This window comes from Laedolimicola sp., from assembly GCF_051972735.1.
Classification (GTDB): Bacteria; Bacillota; Clostridia; order Lachnospirales; family Lachnospiraceae; genus Laedolimicola; species Laedolimicola intestinihominis.
In genome coordinates, this window is the sequence record NZ_JBOKYU010000029.1 from 1 (window position 1) to 18,981 (window position 18,981).

The 18,981-nt window shown below is 51.0% G+C and carries 18 protein-coding genes and 1 pseudogene; 8 read left to right on the plus strand and 11 right to left on the minus strand.

Features of this window, described 5'->3' with window-relative positions:
• Nucleotides 1–374: pseudogene (locus tag ACTRC3_RS07940) on the plus strand (guanosine polyphosphate pyrophosphohydrolase); the annotation flags it as partial.
• Nucleotides 375–486: 112 nt separating this feature from the next.
• Here the strand turns inward: ACTRC3_RS07940 and ACTRC3_RS07945 are convergent.
• On the minus strand, nucleotides 487–837 hold the full coding sequence (locus ACTRC3_RS07945) for an Hpt domain-containing protein (protein ID WP_440322695.1): 351 nt from the start codon (nucleotides 835–837) through the stop codon (nucleotides 487–489).
• Between the two features lie 168 nt (nucleotides 838–1,005).
• On the opposite strand from ACTRC3_RS07945, the gene ACTRC3_RS07950 reads away from it, so the two are divergent.
• Nucleotides 1,006–3,033 (plus strand): diguanylate cyclase, encoded by a 2,028-nt coding sequence (locus ACTRC3_RS07950; protein ID WP_440322696.1) that lies wholly within the window; start codon nucleotides 1,006–1,008, stop codon nucleotides 3,031–3,033.
• Here the strand turns inward: ACTRC3_RS07950 and ACTRC3_RS07955 are convergent.
• Genes ACTRC3_RS07955 through ACTRC3_RS08000 form a run of 10 tightly spaced genes read right to left on the minus strand, consistent with a single transcriptional unit; the run spans nucleotide 3,030 to nucleotide 9,762 of the window.
• On the minus strand, nucleotides 3,030–4,118 hold the full coding sequence (locus ACTRC3_RS07955) for a type IV pilus twitching motility protein PilT (protein WP_440322697.1): 1,089 nt from the start codon (nucleotides 4,116–4,118) through the stop codon (nucleotides 3,030–3,032). The two genes, ACTRC3_RS07950 and ACTRC3_RS07955, sit on opposite strands and share 4 nt — an antisense overlap.
• Nucleotides 4,108–4,512 carry a hypothetical protein gene (locus ACTRC3_RS07960; protein WP_178038817.1) on the minus strand — a complete coding sequence of 135 codons (405 nt, stop codon included), beginning with the start codon at nucleotides 4,510–4,512 and terminating at the stop codon, nucleotides 4,108–4,110. Before ACTRC3_RS07960 ends, ACTRC3_RS07955 begins: the two co-directional genes overlap by 11 nt.
• Nucleotides 4,505–4,990, minus strand: coding sequence for a hypothetical protein (locus tag ACTRC3_RS07965; protein WP_178038818.1), 486 nt, complete (start codon nucleotides 4,988–4,990; stop codon nucleotides 4,505–4,507). The genes ACTRC3_RS07960 and ACTRC3_RS07965 overlap by 8 nt, the downstream gene beginning before the upstream one ends.
• Nucleotides 4,987–5,493 (minus strand): DUF4860 domain-containing protein, encoded by a 507-nt coding sequence (locus ACTRC3_RS07970; RefSeq protein ID WP_440322698.1) that lies wholly within the window; start codon nucleotides 5,491–5,493, stop codon nucleotides 4,987–4,989. The genes ACTRC3_RS07965 and ACTRC3_RS07970 overlap by 4 nt, the downstream gene beginning before the upstream one ends.
• Nucleotides 5,490–5,813, minus strand: coding sequence for a hypothetical protein (locus tag ACTRC3_RS07975; protein WP_440322699.1), 324 nt, complete (start codon nucleotides 5,811–5,813; stop codon nucleotides 5,490–5,492). Before ACTRC3_RS07975 ends, ACTRC3_RS07970 begins: the two co-directional genes overlap by 4 nt.
• A gap of 12 nt (nucleotides 5,814–5,825) precedes the next feature.
• Entirely contained in the window at nucleotides 5,826–6,881 is a 1,056-nt protein-coding gene (locus tag ACTRC3_RS07980; protein WP_440322700.1) for a type II secretion system F family protein, read from the minus strand.
• A gap of 21 nt (nucleotides 6,882–6,902) precedes the next feature.
• Entirely contained in the window at nucleotides 6,903–7,811 is a 909-nt protein-coding gene (locus ACTRC3_RS07985) for a transglutaminase-like domain-containing protein (RefSeq protein WP_349165185.1), read from the minus strand.
• Nucleotides 7,812–7,827: 16 nt separating this feature from the next.
• On the minus strand, nucleotides 7,828–8,544 hold the full coding sequence (locus tag ACTRC3_RS07990) for a hypothetical protein (protein ID WP_440322701.1): 717 nt from the start codon (nucleotides 8,542–8,544) through the stop codon (nucleotides 7,828–7,830).
• 14 nt (nucleotides 8,545–8,558) lie between these two features.
• Entirely contained in the window at nucleotides 8,559–9,065 is a 507-nt protein-coding gene (locus ACTRC3_RS07995) for an RNA polymerase sigma factor (protein WP_440322702.1), read from the minus strand.
• The gene (locus ACTRC3_RS08000) at nucleotides 9,058–9,762 is read right to left on the minus strand and encodes a GGDEF domain-containing protein (RefSeq protein ID WP_440322703.1); all 705 of its coding nucleotides are present in this window, start codon (nucleotides 9,760–9,762) and stop codon (nucleotides 9,058–9,060) included. Before ACTRC3_RS08000 ends, ACTRC3_RS07995 begins: the two co-directional genes overlap by 8 nt.
• A 187-nt stretch (nucleotides 9,763–9,949) precedes the next feature.
• Here ACTRC3_RS08000 and ACTRC3_RS08005 point away from each other — a divergent pair, with 187 nt between their 5' ends.
• From ACTRC3_RS08005 to ACTRC3_RS08030, 6 genes are all read left to right on the plus strand, one after another.
• Nucleotides 9,950–11,134, plus strand: coding sequence for an AfsR/SARP family transcriptional regulator (locus ACTRC3_RS08005; protein WP_440322704.1), 1,185 nt, complete (start codon nucleotides 9,950–9,952; stop codon nucleotides 11,132–11,134).
• 5 nt (nucleotides 11,135–11,139) lie between these two features.
• Nucleotides 11,140–11,625 carry a hypothetical protein gene (locus ACTRC3_RS08010; protein ID WP_440322705.1) on the plus strand — a complete coding sequence of 162 codons (486 nt, stop codon included), beginning with the start codon at nucleotides 11,140–11,142 and terminating at the stop codon, nucleotides 11,623–11,625.
• Nucleotides 11,626–11,727: 102 nt separating this feature from the next.
• Complete coding sequence (locus ACTRC3_RS08015; protein ID WP_178038826.1) at nucleotides 11,728–11,916, plus strand: hypothetical protein; 189 nt, start codon at nucleotides 11,728–11,730, stop codon at nucleotides 11,914–11,916.
• The gene (locus ACTRC3_RS08020; protein ID WP_440322706.1) at nucleotides 11,906–16,498 is read left to right on the plus strand and encodes a DUF7604 domain-containing protein; all 4,593 of its coding nucleotides are present in this window, start codon (nucleotides 11,906–11,908) and stop codon (nucleotides 16,496–16,498) included. Before ACTRC3_RS08015 ends, ACTRC3_RS08020 begins: the two co-directional genes overlap by 11 nt.
• 33 nt (nucleotides 16,499–16,531) lie before the next feature.
• Nucleotides 16,532–17,965, plus strand: a complete 1,434-nt coding sequence (locus ACTRC3_RS08025; RefSeq protein ID WP_440322707.1) for a SpaH/EbpB family LPXTG-anchored major pilin — start codon at nucleotides 16,532–16,534, stop codon at nucleotides 17,963–17,965.
• Nucleotides 17,966–18,097: 132 nt separating this feature from the next.
• Nucleotides 18,098–18,979 (plus strand): class C sortase, encoded by an 882-nt coding sequence (locus ACTRC3_RS08030; protein WP_440322708.1) that lies wholly within the window; start codon nucleotides 18,098–18,100, stop codon nucleotides 18,977–18,979.
• Nucleotides 18,980–18,981 lie beyond the last annotated feature (2 nt).

The window sequence follows — 18,981 nt, forward strand, 5'->3', positions numbered from 1 at the left end:
ACCGGTCGGAGTATGAGTCCCTGCATATCACCTTCTTTGACAGCAGCGCCAACTGCTATATGGAGGTACAGATCCGTACGAAAGAGATGGATGATATCGCGGAGATCGGCATTGCCAATCATGTGGCCTACGAGAAGCGACAGGAGCGGGAGCGCGCCCGCCGGCACGAGATCCCCGAGGGCGAGTGCGTCTGGTTTGACGAGGCTTATGAGCGGGGCATGCTGCTTCAGCAGCTGGAACTGTCCAAGGTGGATGTGAACATGTTTGGCGCGGCCAATAACAGCCTCATCAATGATGGATGCGGGCTGTTCCGCGGCAGACAGATTTTGCCTTATGAGCATTTGTCACGGTTTCAGAATGATCAGATCGATTAGAATAGAGAAAACGGACGATGAGAGGAAGGACCGCGACCCTTCCTCTCGTCTGGCTTCGCAGACACAAAAAGGACCCTCGCGTAAGCGAGAGCCCTTATACTGCGCTATGTATTTATGCGTCAATCTGCGCGATAGCGTCCACGATCTGCTTGTGCTTCTCATCCACCGCAGCCCAGAGACTCATATCGGTCAGCGGCTTGTCTCCGCGCAGGGACTCTGTCAGTTTGGAGCTGACGGTATAGAGGGCGTCGAATCCCAGATTCAGCGCGATACCCTTCAGCGTGTGCGCCGCGCGGAACGCGGTGGCCCAGTCCCGGTTCGTAATGGCTTCAGCCAGCTCTTTGCAGGTGCCGTCATCCACATATTTCAGAACAAACTTCTTCACCAGTGCTTCGCTGGGAAGTCTCGAAAGTGTCTGCTCATAGTCGCCGCCCACAGCGGCATAGAACTGTTCAAGTGTCATAATTCAAATCTCCTGTGTATATTCTTATGTAAAGTACATTCCCTTTCTCCATCATACTCCGGATACAGGAAAAATTCAATTACAAAATAATTGCAAAATATGTCTTAAGAGTATCTTTTTCCGGGGTTCCGGTGTATAATAAAAAAGATACAGACAGGAGGCAGATAAATGCGGGAACAGGATAAGATGACGATGGAACAGGCAGAAGCCAAGATGAGCTGCCTGCGGGAGGTATTCCCGTTTGTGAGATTGGTAAAGGGAAGTGTTCTGAAGGACAGGGAGCGCGAGCCGGCGGAGGGACTCCCCAGGGTCTGTCAGTGCTACGAATTCTGGAAGAAAGACAAGCCCTGTGAAAATTGTATATCCAGAGATGTGCTGGACAGCCAGGGCGAGGAAAGTAAGATAGAGTTTATCGACGATCAGATGTATCAGGTATTCTCCCGGTACGTGGAGATAGATGGAGAACCCTATGTCATGGAAATGATTAAGGATCTGGATGAGAGAACCCTGCTGGATTCTGAGGGCTACGAGAAGCTGCTGAGCCATCTGACTGTCTACAACGAGAAGCTGTACAAGGACGCCCTGACCGGCGCTTATAACCGCCGTTTCTATGAGGATGAAGTCAAAGACATGAAAGGCCCTGCAGGTGTGGCAGTTATCGATTTGGACGATTTCAAGATCTACAACGACACCTACGGTCACCATGCGGGTGACCTGGTACTGGAGACTGCCGCTGATATCATCCGGCGTTATGTCCGAAAGTCCGACATGCTGATCCGCTATGGCGGAGATGAATTTTTGCTGATCCTGCCGGATATCCAGTCCGATATTTTTGCGGCCAAGCTGAAAATGATTCAGGAGCGCATCTACGAAGCCACCATAGCAGGCTATAACCGCTTACAGATGTCTGTCAGCATCGGCGGCGTCATGTTCAATAGCGGCGATATCAAGGAAGCCGTGTCCCGGGCGGACAAGCTCATGTACCGCGCCAAGAAGCGGAAAAATATGGTTGTTACCGAGTGGGATGTCAAGGATAATCCAAAAAAAGCGCCGAAGGAAGAAAGCGAAGATCTGCGCCAGCAGATTCTGATCGTTGACGACTCAGAGATGAACCGCGCTATTCTGACTGAGATTCTGCAGAAGGACTACCGTATCCTGAATGCGGAAGACGGTGAGCAGTGTATTGAAATCCTGGAACAGAAGGGTACTGCCATTTCCCTGATTCTCCTGGATTTGGTGATGCCGAAGATGGACGGCTTTGAAGTTCTTGCCGTTATGAATAAAAAGCAGTGGATTGAGGATATTCCGGTTATCATGATTTCCAGTGAAGATTCCGCCCAGTTCATTCAGAAGGCCTACGAATTCGGAGTTACTGACTATATCGGACGTCCCTTCGACGCGAAGGTTGTATACCAGCGCGTGTTCAACACCATCAAGCTCTATGCCAAGCAGCGCCATCTCCTGAGCCTGATTACCCGCCAGATTTACGAGAAAGAGCATAGCAACCGTATTATGATCACGATTTTGAGCCAGATCGTGGAGTTCCGAAACGGCGAGAGCGGCCCGCACGTGATGCACATCAATATTCTGACGGAGCTGTTACTGGAGCAGCTGATGAAGCGCAGCAACGATTACCATATGACCTGGTCGGAGCAGCAGATGATTGTAACGGCTTCCTCCCTGCACGATATCGGTAAAATTGGTATCGCGGAATCCATTCTGAACAAACCGGGCAGATTGACGGATGAAGAATTTGAAATCATGAAGACCCATACGTTGATCGGAGCTTCCATACTGGAGAAAATGGAGCTTTACCAGGATGAGCCGCTGGTTCAGATTGCCCGTGATATCTGTCGCTGGCACCACGAGCGCTATGATGGCCGTGGCTATCCGGACGGCCTGAAGGGCGATCAGATCCCCATATCCGTCCAGGTGGTGGCGCTGGCGGATGTGTATGACGCCCTGGTCAGCGAGCGTGTATACAAAAAAGCTTACTCCCATGAGCAGGCGCTCCGGATGATCCTGAACGGAGAATGCGGCGCGTTCAATCCGTTGCTTCTGCAGTGCCTCATGGATATCAAGGACAAGATTAAGTGGGAGCTTGCGAGTGGCATGACGGAGGATTATGCGCGGTGGGAAGACATGGCGGAGGTTTCTGAGATATCCACGGAATCCATAAAGAAGCTGACAGACTAAACCAGCTTCTTCCTTAGCAGCTCCGGATTCGTCGCGTAAATCAGCGCCGTATCCTTTGAAATCACGCCCTTCTGACAGAGTGCCAGAATGCTGGCGTCCATCGATACCATATCTTCCCGGTTCGACGAATACAGCAGTCCGTCGATCTGTGGCACTTTATTATCACGGATCATATTTCGAATCGCCGGAGTTACCGTCATAATCTCAAAAGCGGGAACCATCCCTCCATCCACGGTGGGCAGCAGCTGCTGCGATACGACAGCGTTCAGAACGGTGGAAAGCTGAATTGCGATCTGCCGCTGCTGGCTGGGCGGGAAGACGTCGATGATGCGGTCAATGGTATTGGCGGCGCCGATCGTGTGAAGGGTGGACAGCAGCAGATGACCGGTTTCGGCGGCTGTCATAGCCACGTTGATGGTCTCGTAATCGCGCATTTCCCCGAGAAGGATGACGTCGGGGCTCTGGCGGAGCGCCGCACGGAGAGCTGTCACGTAGTTTTCCGTGTCCACGTGGATCTCCCGCTGGCTCACGATGGAGCGGTTATGGCGGTGCAGAAATTCCAGCGGATCCTCCAGCGTGATGATATGCGCATCCCGTGTCTGATTGATGTGATCGATCATGCAGGCCAGGGTTGTGGATTTTCCGCTGCCTGCCGGGCCTGTAATCAGAATCATGCCGCTTCCGGATGCGGTGGAATTGATGATATACGGCGGAATTCCCAGGGCTGTGTAGTCCGGCAGCTGGAAGGTGATCACACGGATCACGGCTGAGAGCGCTCCGCGCTGCTTGTAGGCGCTGACACGGAAGCGGGACACGCCCTGAATCGCGAAGGCGAAGTCGTCGTCGCCGTGTTCGTGCAGGGCCGTCATATCCCGGCTGCCTGCCAGCCTGTAGATGTTGTTCAGCAGGTCTTCTGTATCCGGCGGCAGCAGCCGTTCTTCATTTATCTGGTAAAGCGTACCGTTTTTGCGGAAAGAGCAGGGAAGACCTGCCACAATAAACACATCCGACGCATTTTCCCCCACTGCCTGTTTTAAAATCGTAACAATATCCATAGTGATCCTCCCTGAATTTTCAGTCTTCATTGGAAATCCCGATTCCCGGTGAACCGGAAGTGGAATTCCAGTCCCCGGTGCTGATGGTCTGCCAGGCGGAGATTACATATCCGTCCGTGCCGTCCGGGGAAAGCTCCACGAAAAGCGCCTGGCGATCGCTGATTTGCACCTGAAAGCTGAGGCTTTCCGTCATATGTTTCAATTCCCCGGCTGCGTCCAGCGACGCGATCTGCTCCTCTGCCTGATTGCAGGCGGCATAGTAGGCTGTCCGCCGGTCTGCCAGCTGTCTGCTGAAACGGTAATCACTCTGGGCGCCGGTAAGAGTCAGCATCGCGAATATCACCAGGCAAAGCACCAGAAAGACCACCAGAAGGGAAGAAGATCCGATGCTCAGAAAGGGAACACTTTTTTTCTCCTTATTCATCCGCGGTTCCTCCCGATAAATAGTGAACGGTCTCCAGCCGGTAAATTTCCGCTGAAGAATTCTTTTTTGTCATAATCGCTTTGCAGCGCAGCAGCTTTCCACGTTCGGAAAAGTCCGCTGTCAGCAGATATGCCGCTGCGTCCGCGTCTGCCGCGCAGGGCTGAAGCTCCGCGTCAAATCCCACAGCTACTGTGAAAACGGAATCATTATCCGAAGCCGGATCCTCGGCTGCTGCGTCCGCGTACAGGGCAGCCAGCTTTTCTGCGGCGTCTGCCGCGGTTCCGGCATTGCTTCCGATCTCCGCTGCGTCCGAGCAGGCGGACACCGCCGTATGCAGCGCCCGGGCGTCCCGGCTTAAGGTATGGGCCCGCACAAAGATCTGTATGCAGATTGCGCTTGCCACCGAGAAAAACAGAATGGAAAAAATCAGCTCCAGCAGAAACAGGCTGGATGTACGGGGGCGATGTGTCATTTTCATGAAGCTGCGCCCCCTTTCGTGCTTCGTATCTGCACGACAGCCCGGGCAGTCGTGCCGTCCGTATTGGTGCAGGAGAAGGAGAGCAGGCCGTCATCCGGCCTTGTGAAGCTGAGCGACGAGACAGCCAGGATTGCCCTGCCGTCCTCTGCAGACGCGGGCGCGCCGTCCTTTACAAACAGCTCCCGCAAGGCGTCTTCATAGGCGTAGATATAAGTAGTATAGTCCGAATCCCCATAAGACTGCCGGATCTGAAGAGCCTCGCAGCCGTCGAAGGTTCCGATATCGATCTGTCCGTCCGCGTCATTCTGATGTACTTTCTCCGTCAGGTATGCCAGCGCCGTCTCCGCCGTATAGCTCCGGGAAGAATGGATCGCCGTGTCCCGGTAAACGCCGGTAGCCAGCAGAATCACCGATACCGCCGAAAAGGCGAATACGAAGAGCAGGGCCGCCGGAAAAAGAACATCGATGAGATGATGTGGGTCACGCCGTATCTGCATACTCATTTCACCTCCAGAATCGTCACATCCGGATACAGATTGGCTCCGGAGACGTGGTAATCCACGAAAAAGCGGTCATGATCATAGGTCAGTCCGTAATGCTTCGTCAGATATTCCAGGTTTTCGGGGTAAGCGCCCTCCACTGCGTAGCAGTAAGTAATACTCCGGTTCAGGGCTTCCTCAAGGCTGTCCCGCTGCCGCCGGTCCGTATCCGCCGAAAGGGACTGTATCCCCAGATAAAAGCAGAGAAAGATGACCGCGAAGACAGAGACGGACAAAAGCAGCCGAAGCTGTGGCCGGGATTTTTTCTCCGTTTGAAAACGCATGAGCAGCACCTCCTAAAGACTGGACAGGATGCCCATCAGCGGCAGCATCGCAGACAGCAGAATCACGCCCACAATGAGGGACAGGGTGATGACCAGCGTAGGCTCCAGAACCGCCAGGGTCCGGTTCATCCGATCGTCCAGATCCTCCTGGCAGAGATCGGCGATTCGTTCCAGTACCGTATCCAGTTCCCCGGTCCGGGCGCCGATGGAAGCCATCCGCGCGTAGACACCGGTCAGAATCTGCTCCTGATGCAGGAGAGCCGCCAGATCCTGTCCCTCAGACAGCCCGTTCCGGCAGGCTTCCAGCTTCTTACAGAAATCAGTGTCTTCGATCAGCCGCTCTGTCAGCTCCAGACTCTGTTCCTGGGTGAGACCGCTTTTCAGGGAGATAGCCATTCCGCTGGCAAAGCGGCAGACAGAAAGCTGCTCCTGCATGGACCGGATCCATGAAAAATGAAGTCCGATTTTCCGGAAAAACCGCCGTCCGCCCGCGGTGTGTGTTCCGGCAAAGGCCGCCGCGATTACCAGCAGAAGAAGTACAATGAACAGGATGGAATACCGGTTGAGCGCTGTGCCGAGTCCCATAAGCGCCCGGGAAAATCCGGTCATCTCCGTACCTAGCTGCCGGAACACTTGCTGGAAGATGGGCATGACCTTTACAAGTAAAATGACGATAACTGCTGCCATCATGGCTGACATAATAAGCGGATAGGTCAGGGCGTTTTTAACATTGCGGCTTATGGCTTCCTCACGTTCATAGTGGAGCGACAGGGCCTTCATGACCTCGTCCAGGGTACCGGTCTGTTCGCCGAGCTCCGTCATGGAGAGAAGATAGGCGGGGAAAAGACCGGCGTCCGCAAAGGCCGTGGCGAGGCTTCCGGTCTCCTGTAAGCGCTCCAGCAGCCTCTGAAGCACCGCCTGCTCCTCCGGGTCCTTACTGTCCTCCAACAGAATGGAAATTCCTTCCAGAGAGGAAATGCCGGAGTGCAGGATAAGACTCAGCTGCCCGCAGAAGGCTGCCAGCTCCGGATTGGAAAATGCTTTCTGTTTTATCTTAATTTCGTCCATAATAACCTCCGTCCCGTATGGTTAATACGTGTATTTTACAGTGTAATGGCTGCCGTCGCCGATATACTTCTTTACGGAAGCCCGGTCGTTACCGGCCGCCAGCGTGGGATCCATCAGCGTCCAGTCCTTCCCGTCGAAGGAAATGATGCCGTCCACCCAGCCGGTCTCCTGAAGATAGACGCTGATCCAGGCGTGGTAAGCCTGCCCGGAATAGCCCACCTCCAGCTTCGTGGGAATTCCCTGGGATCGGAGCATGGCGGCCATCAGGGAAGCGTAGTCAAAGCAGATCCCCTTTTTCGAAGCCATCACAGCGTCGATATCCGGAATATAGTCCGTGGGAATATTCTTCGCCAGTTCCTCATCATAGGAAATGGTGCCGGTGACGTAATCATAGACCTGCTCCACATAATTCAGATCCGAGGTGGAAGCGTCGGAAAGCTCCATCCCGTATTTTACAGCTTCACTGTCCGCCGTGTACCAGCAGTACTGGTTCGGATAAAGGAAGGGCTTGAATTCATCCCGGAGCGAAACCTCAAGGTCCCGGGGAAACGCAAGAGCGTACTTGTTATCGTAGGCGTGCTCGTAGATCTCCAGGTGGTAGGAGCCGCTGCCGCCGGACAGGGGAAAGGTCTGGTAATCGCCGGGCTTCAGAAAATAAGAGTAGAGCGTGCCGTCGGGCGCGGTCATCTGAAGCCGGGATTTATCTGCCGGGCCGGTGTAGCGGACCATCACGTAGCCCTCGGAGGTATTGGAAGCATCGATGGAGACGAAATCATTTCCATAGACGTCGGTTCCATCAGCGGATGGCAGCAGAAATTCCGTTACAGTGGTTCGGGGCGGAAGCGACGGATCCTGCGCGGATGAACCGTCGGAATCCGGGCTGCCGCAGCCGGACAGAAGAAGCAGTATACAGATGAAAAAGAGCTTCATAAGGGAAAATCCTTTCCTATTTCATGGTAATGCGAAGGTGCAGCGTATTGCCGGCTCGATCGGGGACGCAGACGTCCAGAAAATGCTCCGGGCAGGAGAATACAGCCGTCTGTCCGGCCTCGTCCACCTGAAGGGGTACAGCCTGACGGCCATCCTGATCAAGGGCCGTGATACTGCTGTAATCCACGCCGGATCCGGAATCCTCCAGAGTCAGCCAGACCTTCCCGTCCTTCTGGGAATGAGAAGAGCAGGCGGGCGCTTCGGTGTCGACGCCGGAGACAGGAACCGTCACAGTCTGATACTGGTTATTGATAAGCGTCACAGTCACGGACAGCGTGCCATTGGCGCGGGGCTCGACGCTGTAGGTATTCTCCCCGGCGGCAGCTACCAGAAGCCGGGCGCCGTCCACTTCTGCATAGACGCTGCTGACGGGCAGAAGCGTATCCACGTCGATCCGGTAGGTGGGCAGCCAGGGGGTGTCCGTGGGCTGAAGCTGCAGGCTGACCCCGGGATAGAGAAACAGAAGGGGCAGCAGACAGAACAGCAGGAGAATCACCACCAGAAGAATCTTCTGGAAGGAAAAACGCTCCCTGCGGTAACGGGTATAGGAAATCAAGGTCTTCAGCGGAATGGTATTGGGCTCCGCCTGACAGGCGTCGAAGATATTTTCCAGCATACGGTCTGCCAGAGCTTCGGAAAGCGCCGGAGCCGTCTTTTTCTTGAAAAGCATCATGGGAAATGCCTCCTTTACAGGTTCAGAATCGCGCGCAGGCGCTTCTCCCCACGGCGCAGATAGCGGGAGACAGCGGTAGGGCGCAGATACAGAAGCCGGGCAATGCGTCGGATGGGCATATGGTCAAAATAGCGCATGGACAGCGCCTGGGCCTCCGTAAAGGGGAGAATCCGAAGCTGTCGGAGCGTATATTCGTGATCGCCGATGGAGAAGGTAAGGTCTTCCGAAGAACAGGTAGGGCCGATCCGCAGAAGACGGCGCTCCAGGCAGGCGTGATAGTTCAGATAAGAGAGCCAGGGAAGAAAAAGCCCGGAATCCTGCAGGGAATCCAGATTCCGGAGCACCTGAATATAGGTCTCCTGCAGGGCGTCGCGGGCCAGGTATTCATCCTGGAGATAGTCGTAGGAAAAGCGGTACTGCTGCTGAAAAGTGGCTGCGTAAAGCTCCGCGAAGGCATTGCTGTCGCCCAGGACAGCCAGGTCAGCGAGTCCGGCGATATATTGCTGATCCAGATTATTCATAGTCCTGCTGCTCCTCCTTGTAGATACGCTGGTTGGATAGAGCGATCAGTTCGGTGATAGTGGGAGCGGCCTCCCCGTCCTCAAAGGCGATGCCATACTGATAGACAATGGGATAAGCGCCCTCCCTGGCGTTGTGGGCATCCGTCTTCTGCTGTACCCGGTCAAGAAAAAGCTGAAGCTTCTCCCGGGAACAGTCTTCGAAAAGCGCCAGAAATTTATTGCCGCCGTTACGCCCCACGAAGCAGAGATCCAGGGAGGTCAGGCGGAGAATGTTGGAAAAATCCCGAATCAGGATATTCCCCTGCATATGGCCGTATCGGCGGTTGATATCCCGAAGATTCGTCAGGTCGAACATGATGCAGCCCATGTGGTCGGGCAGAGGCTTATCCAGATAACGGTCAATCAGCGCGTCGCAGCTGAAGCGGTTGGCAATGCCGGCCACCGGATCGGAATGGACCACATGGTTGAGCTCCCGGTAATCCTTTTTATAGGAAGATAACAGGATAAAATCCGTCAGAAGAAAGGCGAAGGATAAAAGAAGCACCAGCCAGAGCACGCCGCAGAGAAAGCGTACGCGGGTGTCCGAGCCGGCCATATGGTAAAGCTCCGGATCCAGAAGCACCAGATCGATGCTGGCCAGAGTGAGAATCAGAAATATGATAAGCTGAACTGTTTTGGCTATATCCAGTTTTTTCATGGGAAACCACCTCCTGAAGCAGTTGTATCCATTATAGCATATTTTGCCGAAAATCATAGGGGGAAAACGAAACCGCTGAAAAACTAACCTTTCGGATAGTGGACAGTGGATTTCCGCGATGATAATATAAGACTATATGGAAAACGAAAAGTGTTTATGAAAAAACAAGAAGAGGGTGAAGAGACTCATGCTGAAGGTTCGGATGCTCGGGCAGGAAGAAATTACCTATGGGGACCATCCCATTTTATCAGGAAAAAATAAAATTACAAAATCCATGGAACTGCTTCTTTTGCTGCTTCACAGAAAAGAAACGGGAATAGCAAGGAGCAGATTGGCTGACGCCCTTTACGGGGTGGAGGAGGTGGCAGACGCGGGTAACAGCCTTCGCGTGACCTTACACAGACTCAGGAAGCTCCTTTTGGACGCAGGAATGCTGGAGGAGGACTTTATTACGATCCGGGAGGGTGTATACCGCTGGAGCAGCAGGGAAGAAATGGATGTGGACGTCTGGAAGTTCCGGGAGCTGATAGAAGGAGCGGAAAAGGAGACAGACGAAGTCAGAAAGGCGGAGCTGCTGAAGGCAGCCTGTCAGATGTACCGCGGCGAGTTCCTGCCCAAGCTTTCCGGTCAGGAATGGGCGCTGCTGGCGGCAGCTTCCTATAAGAAAATGTACTGCGACGCCCTGACATGGATCATCGAGTGGCTGAAAAAGCGCAGGGAGTACGACGAAATTCTCTGCCTGGTGGAGACAGCCTGCCGCCTGTATCCCTTCGAGGAGTGGCAGACCGTGAAAATCGACTGCTATATCGCCCAAAATCGTTATAACGAGGCCATGGCGGAGTATGAAAATACAGCCCGGATGCTGGCGGAGGAGCTGGGCGTGGCTCCCTCTGAGCGAATGATGGAACAGTTCCGGGATATGAGCAGCCATATCAGCAACAGACCCGGCACGGTGGAAGACATCAAGCATGGTCTGCAGGAGGATAAAAAGGACTGGGGCGCGTTTTACTGTACGCCGCCCAGCTTCCGGGATGTGTACCGCATGGTACGCCGGAATATGGAGCGCAGCGGCCGGTCCGTTTATCTTCTGGTCTGCTCCCTGACAGACAGCCAGGGCCGGGCCATGGAACAGGGGGAGAAGCTGGAGCAGCTGGCCGGAAAGCTGGGCGATGCAATACATAGCTCTCTTCGGAGAGGGGACGCGTTCACCCGTTACAGCGCCAGCCAGTATCTGGTGATGCTGGGCGGCATCAGCTGGGAGAACTGTCAGATCGTAATCAGCCGGATTACGGATTCATTTACAAAGGAACACAAGAGCTGGGAGAAACGGCTGCATTGCTGCGTGACTTCCCTGTATGACGAAGAAGGATGACATCTATGAGCGGAAAAAATATAGCATCTATGAACCTGTCCTCTCCGAACCTGGTCAACGTCTGTATCGATACGCTGGAGAACGGCGAGATACGAGGCAGAATGTATCATTATTATGGAGAGCAGCCGGTCCGGTTCGAAAGCATTCTGCAGCTTCTGAAGCAGATGGAGGCCCTGTTTGACGGAATAGCATTTCCCCAGGCCTCGACCAGGAGCCGGAGCTTTCGGAAGCAGTCGGCGGCGGAGGTCCCTTACAATATAGAAAAGCGGCCTGAGCGCCGGACGGACGAAGAACAGCTGACCGGGCAGAGAGGCCGGCTGGCCACGCTGCTGATACAGGTGGGATATCGGCAGAATTCCACCTGGGAGGGCGAAGCGTTATGGCTTGAGCAAAATGAAAAGAAAGAGTTCCGGAATGAGCTGGAGCTTCTGCAGCTTCTGGAGCTGGCATTACAGAAATGCAAAATTCAGGTAAATGAAGTAAAAAAATAAGGAAAAATCTGTTTTGTAATGCATTTTGTAACAGAATATCTCTTATAATAGGAAATAATAACAGGGAACTGCAAAGGGATACAGAGATAGGATGGACTGATTATGAAAAATACCAATACCTTCGTAGTAAAGATAGTAAGTCAGCAGAACTCTACCTGGCAGGGAAGCGTCACCTGGACAGAAGAGAAGAAGGTGCAGAATTTCCGAAGCGCGCTGGAACTGCTGAAACTGATAAGCGGAGCACTTGATGAAGGAGACATCGAGGCGGAAGGAGGAAACCATGAAAAGTAAAATGCTGAAGAGAGCCATTGCCATCATGCTTTGCATGGTAATCGTGATGGGCGGAGCGGAACATATGCGCGCCGGAAGCTCGGAAGGGACAGAAGAGACAACCACGAAGACGGCAGAGGAAGAAATCGTCCTGTCTGACGACGGAGATGAGAATCCCGCAGCGGACGCAGAGGAAGGACAGCCGAAAGAAGCAGGCGAAGAGCAGCCCAAAGAGACGCCTTCTGAAGAAGGACAGTCCGAGTCCAAAGCGGAAGAAGGACAGTCCGAGTCCAAGGCGGAAGAAGGACAGTCCGGGCCCAAGGTGGAAGAAGGACAGCCCGGAGCACAGAATCCCGACGCAGGAGAAACGAAGACAGGCGAAGGTGAAGAGAACATTCCGGAGGAAGAACTGAAAGAAAAGCCCATCATGGAGCTGACCTACGAGGACAGCCAGGTATCCATCCGGGTTACCGCAGATGAGGAAGGCAATATTCCCCAGGGCGCATCCCTTTCCGTTACCCCGATTGAGAAAAAAGAAATCCATGACGATATGGACGCCGACGCGAAAGCAGAGGCGGAGGAGCTGAACGCCCAGTACGACGCCACCGCAGAGAAGCTGCAGGAGAAGGCTGAGGGCGAAGAATACGACATTCTCGGATTCCTTGCCTACGACATCACCTTCGTAGATGAGAACGACGACAAGCTGGAGCCGAACGGATCCGTATCTGTATCCATGGACTACAAGGAAGCAGCCATCCCTGAGGAAGTAAAAACAGCCCGGGAAGCCGGCGCCGAGGTCGCAGACGTTACTTTGATGCATCTGGAGGAGAACTCCGACGGAGCGGTCAAAGACGTGGTAGACATGGTTGCCGATGAGAGCCAGGAAGCGAATGTGCAGACCACCGCGAATACCGAGGTAGAGAAGGCAGAGTTCGCGACAGAGAGCTTTTCGGTGTTTACGCTGACTTGGAAAGGCTGGATGAGTGATTATTCATTATCTGTCCACGTTGTGGATACCGCAGGAAATGAAATCGGTAATGGCGTAGGCAATGTTACTGTAAGCGACAAAGATGCTGTCTCGGTAAACGACGTTGCAAAACAGCTGGTTGTAAATGGAACCTTTCAGGAAGCAAGGCTGAATAGTGCAACTAGCGGAACAAGGATTCAGAGATTACGAGTAAGCAGAGGAGCATGGCAGTATAGTAAAAAAAGTTCAGGAAATTCCTGGAGTTCGATTGATAGTTCAACAGTATATTTTGTATACCAACCAACAGAACTTAGAGATTTGAATGGTAATACAGTGTCGGCAACACAGCATGCGGAAATGATTAATGCCGTATCACAGGGAGACCTGCCGATTACCTGGAGCCGTTCAGCTACATATGTTTACAATTTAGGCAGAAGTGGTGTTTCACTTGGATTGGATTGGACATGGAAAGATGTAACAGATCATTTGGACGATCTGAAGATAACAAACGAAAATCAGGTATGGGATGGATCCCGCTTGGGAACGCATTATCTGGGAAGTTATCTTCCGAATAATACAATTACTGCATATGGCGGTAAGCTGTATGATTCCGCTACATGGAAAATAGATGGCAATAAGAGTACGGATGAGGCGCTGACTCGTTTTAGAGGAAGCTTTGATCTGAAGAATTTGCAAAAAGAAAGCGACTATGATTATGCTGATTATGATTATACAATTAAATCAGTGTTGGATGATAGTCGGATTTATATTAATGACAATATGTTTGTATTTGTATATCCGGAAGGAGCAGACATTACAAACGAAAATTACAAAGATTATTTAGCATTTTGGACGGGAACTTCCAATCGCTTAGGTAATATTCAGTATTATCAGGGAAAAGCAGGAACCCTTGCATATAATAATATTGTATTAGGTGGCCAATGGGGAGAAGCTGGCGCTGACGATTCAAATAATCCGTTTTGCAAAATCACAAATGGCTGGTATGCAAAACCTGTAGAAGATGGTGCGGGTGGAATTATCCAGAGAGAACTTGCGAAAAATCCGAGTAACACAGAGTTTTGTATTGATGTTATTACGCACGATAACGCTACAGGCGGAGGAATGTACCGACTTGAGATAAAAGCACAGAAGAAGGATAAAACACCGGTAAGCTTCTATAAAGTAGATGCAGATGATAAGAGTAAGGGCATCCAGGGTGCTAAGTTTACAATGACATCTGCGAATGGCGCTACATACTTCTTTACAAGTGGTGCCGATGGAAAGACCAACGAAAACAAATTAGTACCGGGAACCTATACTCTGAAAGAAAATGTAGCAGGAAGCGGATATCTTGGCTCCAGTAATGAATGGACGGTTACTGTTGATGCAAATGGATTCAGCATAGCCCGGAAGGGTACTGATGACGGAAATGCAACGGCAGGTACATTCACATCAGGCAGCAACGCTGGAAAATGGTACATCACCAATAAGAAGGATGGAACCACACCGACACCGCCCACAACGGATCAGGATCTGGGCGCGCCGGAACATAAAAAGACGATTTTGAAGACAGGAGAAGAGGATTACAGACTGTCTCTCGATGTGAAAGGAGAGGTAGGTGCGGCTACGCCGATTGATGTACTGCTGATTGTAGATCGATCAAGCAGTATGGCGGACACAGGAAGCAATGGCAAGACTCGAATGCAGATTGTTAATAATGCCATTTCAAAATTAGTATCCAAGTTGAAAGGGCCGGATGTAAAAACAACTATTAATATTTCGATAGTTGGTTTTTCAGGGACAAGTACGGATTATTGGCCTTACACGGATGCGCCTTACAATGATGCAGAAGAAAACCCAACGTTATCATGGACAAATATAAAGAATGTTGGGACATCCAATGTCACTGTCGATGCAAGGGGAGGTACAAACTGGCAGGCAGGTATTCGAAGAGGCGAAGAGCTTTTAGCGGATAGAAGCGGGGCGAAAACATATGTTATTTTCCTGACGGATGGTAAGCCTACATTTCGTTATAATGAAGGAGAATATGATCAGATAAAAACGGGCTATACAATTGGAAATGGCGGGGATGACGGCGGGAATAAAAATTATAACGCAGCTGTAAACGAATGGAATAAGACTGGTTCAAAAATGAGCGGCGCTGTAAAATACGTTATTGATGCTGGCGGTGGTAACAAGTGTGATAATTTGGCGAAAGATGTAGGCGCTGTAGGTGGTAAAGCACTCAAAGGTACAAGTGCAACAGACTTGGAAACAGCTTTTGATACAATCGCAAAAGATATTACACGTCCGGAATACACAAAAGTATCCATCACAGATACATTAAGCGAGTACGCGGATTTTGCAGATGACGTAGATTTAGTAGTTTACAGTCAGGAAGATGGAGAAACTACAAAGAAAACTCTGGTAGAGGATACGGATTACACAGTATCTCTTGATAGAGCGACGAAAACGGTTACTGTAAATCTTTTGAAAGGCGAAGCTTTGAAAGAAAAGGTTACATACACCGTTGAGTTTAACATCAAACCGACCATGAAAGCCTACGCAGAGAATGCAACTCTGAATGGTTATGGAGAAACAGTAGGACAGCCGAACACCGATACGGATCCCGAACATCCGACAAGTTCTAATCTGCCCGGTTTCCATTCCAATGCTACCGCAAAAGTAACTTACACGGTAAATGGTAAGGAGGATCATGCAAAATATGCTCATCCGGTACTTCAGGTAGAACAGGATACCACAGAACATTCCGTAAAGAAAGAGTGGGTCGGCGGAACCGAAGAATCTGTCAAAGTAAAGCTGGTAGCGAAGTATGAAGATGCAGAGAAAAATCAGGAGGAAGTTCCGAACGATTTCCAGTCACTGACTGCAGACATGCGGAAAGAACAGACACTGACAGAGAACACGGCAGATACATCAAAGAACTGGGCTTATACGTGGGAAAACCTTCCGAAGTATTACTATTATACAGATAAAGACGGAAATCTGGCGCAAACAAAGATTGTTTATTCCGTAGAAGAGGTGAATCCGTCCAATAAGTATAATGTAACCAATGTGACAAGCGAGGATGGAAAACTCACCACCATCACCAACACTGCGAAAGCAAAGTGGGAGATTGTAAAAGTAAGTTCCAACAGCGAAGATGTGAAGTTGGAGGGCGCAGAGTTTACCCTGACCCGCACGACAAAGGATGAAAGCGGAAAGGACATCATTTACAAGGGTGTTTCTGCAAAAGAGACTGGAGTAGTAAGCTGGAAAGACGCGGAAAATAACGCTGTATCCATGATTCCGGAAGGCACCTATACACTCAAGGAAACCACAGCTCCCGGCAACTACGCACTGAGCGAGGATACCTGGACAATTACTGTAGGCAAGGACGGAAGTCTGACAGTCACAAACGCATCTGGTAATCCTGTGGATTGTGCTACAACAGAGGAAACAGGTGCTAATGGCAACAAAACCGGTGTAGTAATTTACAGCTATTACTTCAAGAACACACCGATGTACGAGCTTCCGAGTACCGGAGGAATCGGAACCTATTGGTATACAATCGGCGGCATGCTGATGATGGCAGCAGCGCTGGTTCTGTATAGAAAGAAAAAGTATACAAAATAAAACGGGGGGAACCCAAAGAAAGGAAGAAATGCTATGAAGAAGTACAAAAAGTTTTGGGCCGTGTTATTAACACTGGCAATGGTGCTCGGAATGAGCATGACAACCATGGCGGCAGCGCCCACAAGTAAAATCGAAGTAAAGGGACTGTCTGCACAGGAAGAAGAAACCGTAAATCTGTATGCGGCAATTACCTTAAATGAAGCAGAGAATGCCTGGGTTGTAGCAGAGTGGGCACAGGATTATGTAACACCGGATACAGCAAATAATAGGTATACAGTAACTGACTGGGCGGGACTTTCCAGAGCCGCTGCAGGAACTCCGATTCAGCAGAAACATGTAGTTGGAGAGACGGCGGTTACATTTAACAATGTTCCTGTGGGCGCATATGTTATTACCGCATCAGGCAACAAGATTAACTATGCACCGATGGTAGCGGAGACTTATGATAATACAGCAGCAACGCTGCAGGCTAAAAACGCAGAAGTAACTGCAAAATCGTCCGGATACGAACTGACAAAAGAGCAGAAGGTTAGCGAAACAAGCAATAAATTTGTAAAACGCGGCGAGACGCTTACCTTTGAGATTACAACAACATTCCCGGCTTTTGATGAAGCTGATTCAGCAGATAACGTATTTACTATTGTAGATACGCCGACCGGTCTGGATATTACAGATATTATAAGCCTTAAAGTAGGCAATGATACACTGAAAAAAGATACGCATTACACCATGACAAAAGATACGGCTACAGGCGCAGTTACCATTGATTTAACTAAGTATATTGGTAAAGAAAATGCACATGCAGGCCAGACAGTAGTAGTTACCTATACAGCAACCGTTACAGCAGCAGAAGGAACAGCAGATGGAGGCATTTATAAGAATACAGCAAATGCATATCGTAACGGAACAGTGACAGGTGGAGATAACGAAGAAGGTTGGACTGGCGATATCACACTGAAAAAGACAGATGACGCTGAGAATGAAAAAAATAGAAAAACGCTGAATGGAGCAGAGTTTGAGGTATACAAGAACTTTGAAGAAAAAGATGGCAAAGTTACAGCAAATGAGGCTGATAAGTTATACTTTGTAAAAGAGGCAGATGGTGTATATAAGTTAGCGTTATCAAAGGATGAAGCCGGTGCAACGTCAACAGTAGTTGCAACAAGCGGTACAGTTCAGGTGAAAGGTCTCGACGAGGGAACCTACTGGTTCAAAGAGACAAAGGCTCCGTCTGGATATTCTATTAATGCAGCAGGAAAACAGGTTACGATTACGCTTCCTACAGCAGGTGATGATGGTAAATTACAGAATGTATCTGTAAGCGATACACTTACTGATACCAAGCTTTCTGCTCTGCCCTCCACCGGTGGCATCGGTACTACAATCTTCACCATCGGCGGCTGCGCTATCATGATTGCAGCAGCATTCCTGTTCTTTGCAAGCCGCAAGAAGAATGACAATAAGTAAGTAACACCAGTTACATAAGTAACACGCGTTACAACGGCAACACAGACGAGACATCATAGCATTTAAGGAGTCAGAGGGCGTTAGTCCTCTGGCTCCCATATAAAAACATTTACAGCAACAAGGAGAGTCCGGATGAAGAATAAAGGAAAAGTAATTGGAATAATCATATTATTTTTAGCCGGTTTGTCCTTATTGCTGTACCCGCTGGTGGCAAACCAGTGGAACAGCTACCGACAGAGCCGGCTTATCAGCACCTACGAAGGTCAGGTGTCCGACCTGGAAAATGGAGATGGCATTGATTACGAAGCAGAATGGGAGCGGGCGAGAGCCTACAATGCCTCCCTGCTTCCCAGCATCCTTCCCGATTCCTTCGCCATCGCCCAGGCGTCCGACGAACCGGATTCGGAGTACATGGCCAGCCTGAACCTGACCGGGGACGGCATGATGGGAACCATCGAGATTCCGAAGATTCAGGTGAAGCTTCCGATTTACCATACCACGGAGGCCACAGTGCTGGAGAAGGCCGCAGGCCATCTGGAGGGCAGCTCCCTCCCCATCGGAGGCGAGAACAGCCACGCAGTCATTTCCGCACACCGGGGACTGCCAAGCGCGTCATTGTTTACAGACCTGGATAAGCTGGAGCTGGGTGATCATTTTCTGATTCATGTGCTGGATGAGACACTGGCTTATGAGGTGGATGACATTCAGGTGGTAGAGCCGGAGGATACGGAAAGCCTGGCGGTGAAGCCCGGCGAGGATCTGGTGACATTGCTTACCTGTACCCCCTACGGCGTGAATTCCCACCGGCTTCTGGTACAGGGACACCGGGTCCCCTACGATCCGGAGACGACCATAGCGAAGGAAGAGACGAAGGGCCAGGTCAGCATGCATACCAATTATCTGCTCTGGGTCATCGTGGGACTGGCTGTGACAGCCGTCTTTATCGCAGCCCTGTTCCTGTGGGATAGAAAGCAGAAGAAAAAAATGGAAGATACCGCGACACCGAAGGAGTAACC

Bases quoted from the DNA above. Each gene is read 5' to 3' on its own strand.
- ACTRC3_RS07960 (WP_178038817.1), bottom strand. From the start codon at position 4,512: ATGAATAAGGAGAAAAAAAGTGTTCCCTTTCTGAGCATCGGATCTTCT.
- ACTRC3_RS07945 (WP_440322695.1), bottom strand. From the start codon at position 837: ATGACACTTGAACAGTTCTATGCCGCTGTGGGCGGCGACTATGAGCAG.
- ACTRC3_RS08005 (WP_440322704.1), top strand. From the start codon at position 9,950: ATGCTGAAGGTTCGGATGCTCGGGCAGGAAGAAATTACCTATGGGGAC.
- ACTRC3_RS08010 (WP_440322705.1), top strand. From the start codon at position 11,140: ATGAGCGGAAAAAATATAGCATCTATGAACCTGTCCTCTCCGAACCTG.
- ACTRC3_RS07980 (WP_440322700.1), bottom strand. From the start codon at position 6,881: ATGGACGAAATTAAGATAAAACAGAAAGCATTTTCCAATCCGGAGCTG.
- ACTRC3_RS07975 (WP_440322699.1), bottom strand. From the start codon at position 5,813: ATGCGTTTTCAAACGGAGAAAAAATCCCGGCCACAGCTTCGGCTGCTT.
- ACTRC3_RS07950 (WP_440322696.1), top strand. From the start codon at position 1,006: ATGCGGGAACAGGATAAGATGACGATGGAACAGGCAGAAGCCAAGATG.
- ACTRC3_RS07970 (WP_440322698.1), bottom strand. From the start codon at position 5,493: ATGAGTATGCAGATACGGCGTGACCCACATCATCTCATCGATGTTCTT.
- ACTRC3_RS08000 (WP_440322703.1), bottom strand. From the start codon at position 9,762: ATGAAAAAACTGGATATAGCCAAAACAGTTCAGCTTATCATATTTCTG.
- ACTRC3_RS07955 (WP_440322697.1), bottom strand. From the start codon at position 4,118: ATGAAGACTGAAAATTCAGGGAGGATCACTATGGATATTGTTACGATT.
- ACTRC3_RS08030 (WP_440322708.1), top strand. From the start codon at position 18,098: ATGAAGAATAAAGGAAAAGTAATTGGAATAATCATATTATTTTTAGCC.
- ACTRC3_RS08015 (WP_178038826.1), top strand. From the start codon at position 11,728: ATGAAAAATACCAATACCTTCGTAGTAAAGATAGTAAGTCAGCAGAAC.
- ACTRC3_RS07990 (WP_440322701.1), bottom strand. From the start codon at position 8,544: ATGATGCTTTTCAAGAAAAAGACGGCTCCGGCGCTTTCCGAAGCTCTG.
- ACTRC3_RS08020 (WP_440322706.1), top strand. From the start codon at position 11,906: ATGAAAAGTAAAATGCTGAAGAGAGCCATTGCCATCATGCTTTGCATG.
- ACTRC3_RS07985 (WP_349165185.1), bottom strand. From the start codon at position 7,811: ATGAAGCTCTTTTTCATCTGTATACTGCTTCTTCTGTCCGGCTGCGGC.
- ACTRC3_RS08025 (WP_440322707.1), top strand. From the start codon at position 16,532: ATGAAGAAGTACAAAAAGTTTTGGGCCGTGTTATTAACACTGGCAATG.
- ACTRC3_RS07995 (WP_440322702.1), bottom strand. From the start codon at position 9,065: ATGAATAATCTGGATCAGCAATATATCGCCGGACTCGCTGACCTGGCT.
- ACTRC3_RS07965 (WP_178038818.1), bottom strand. From the start codon at position 4,990: ATGAAAATGACACATCGCCCCCGTACATCCAGCCTGTTTCTGCTGGAG.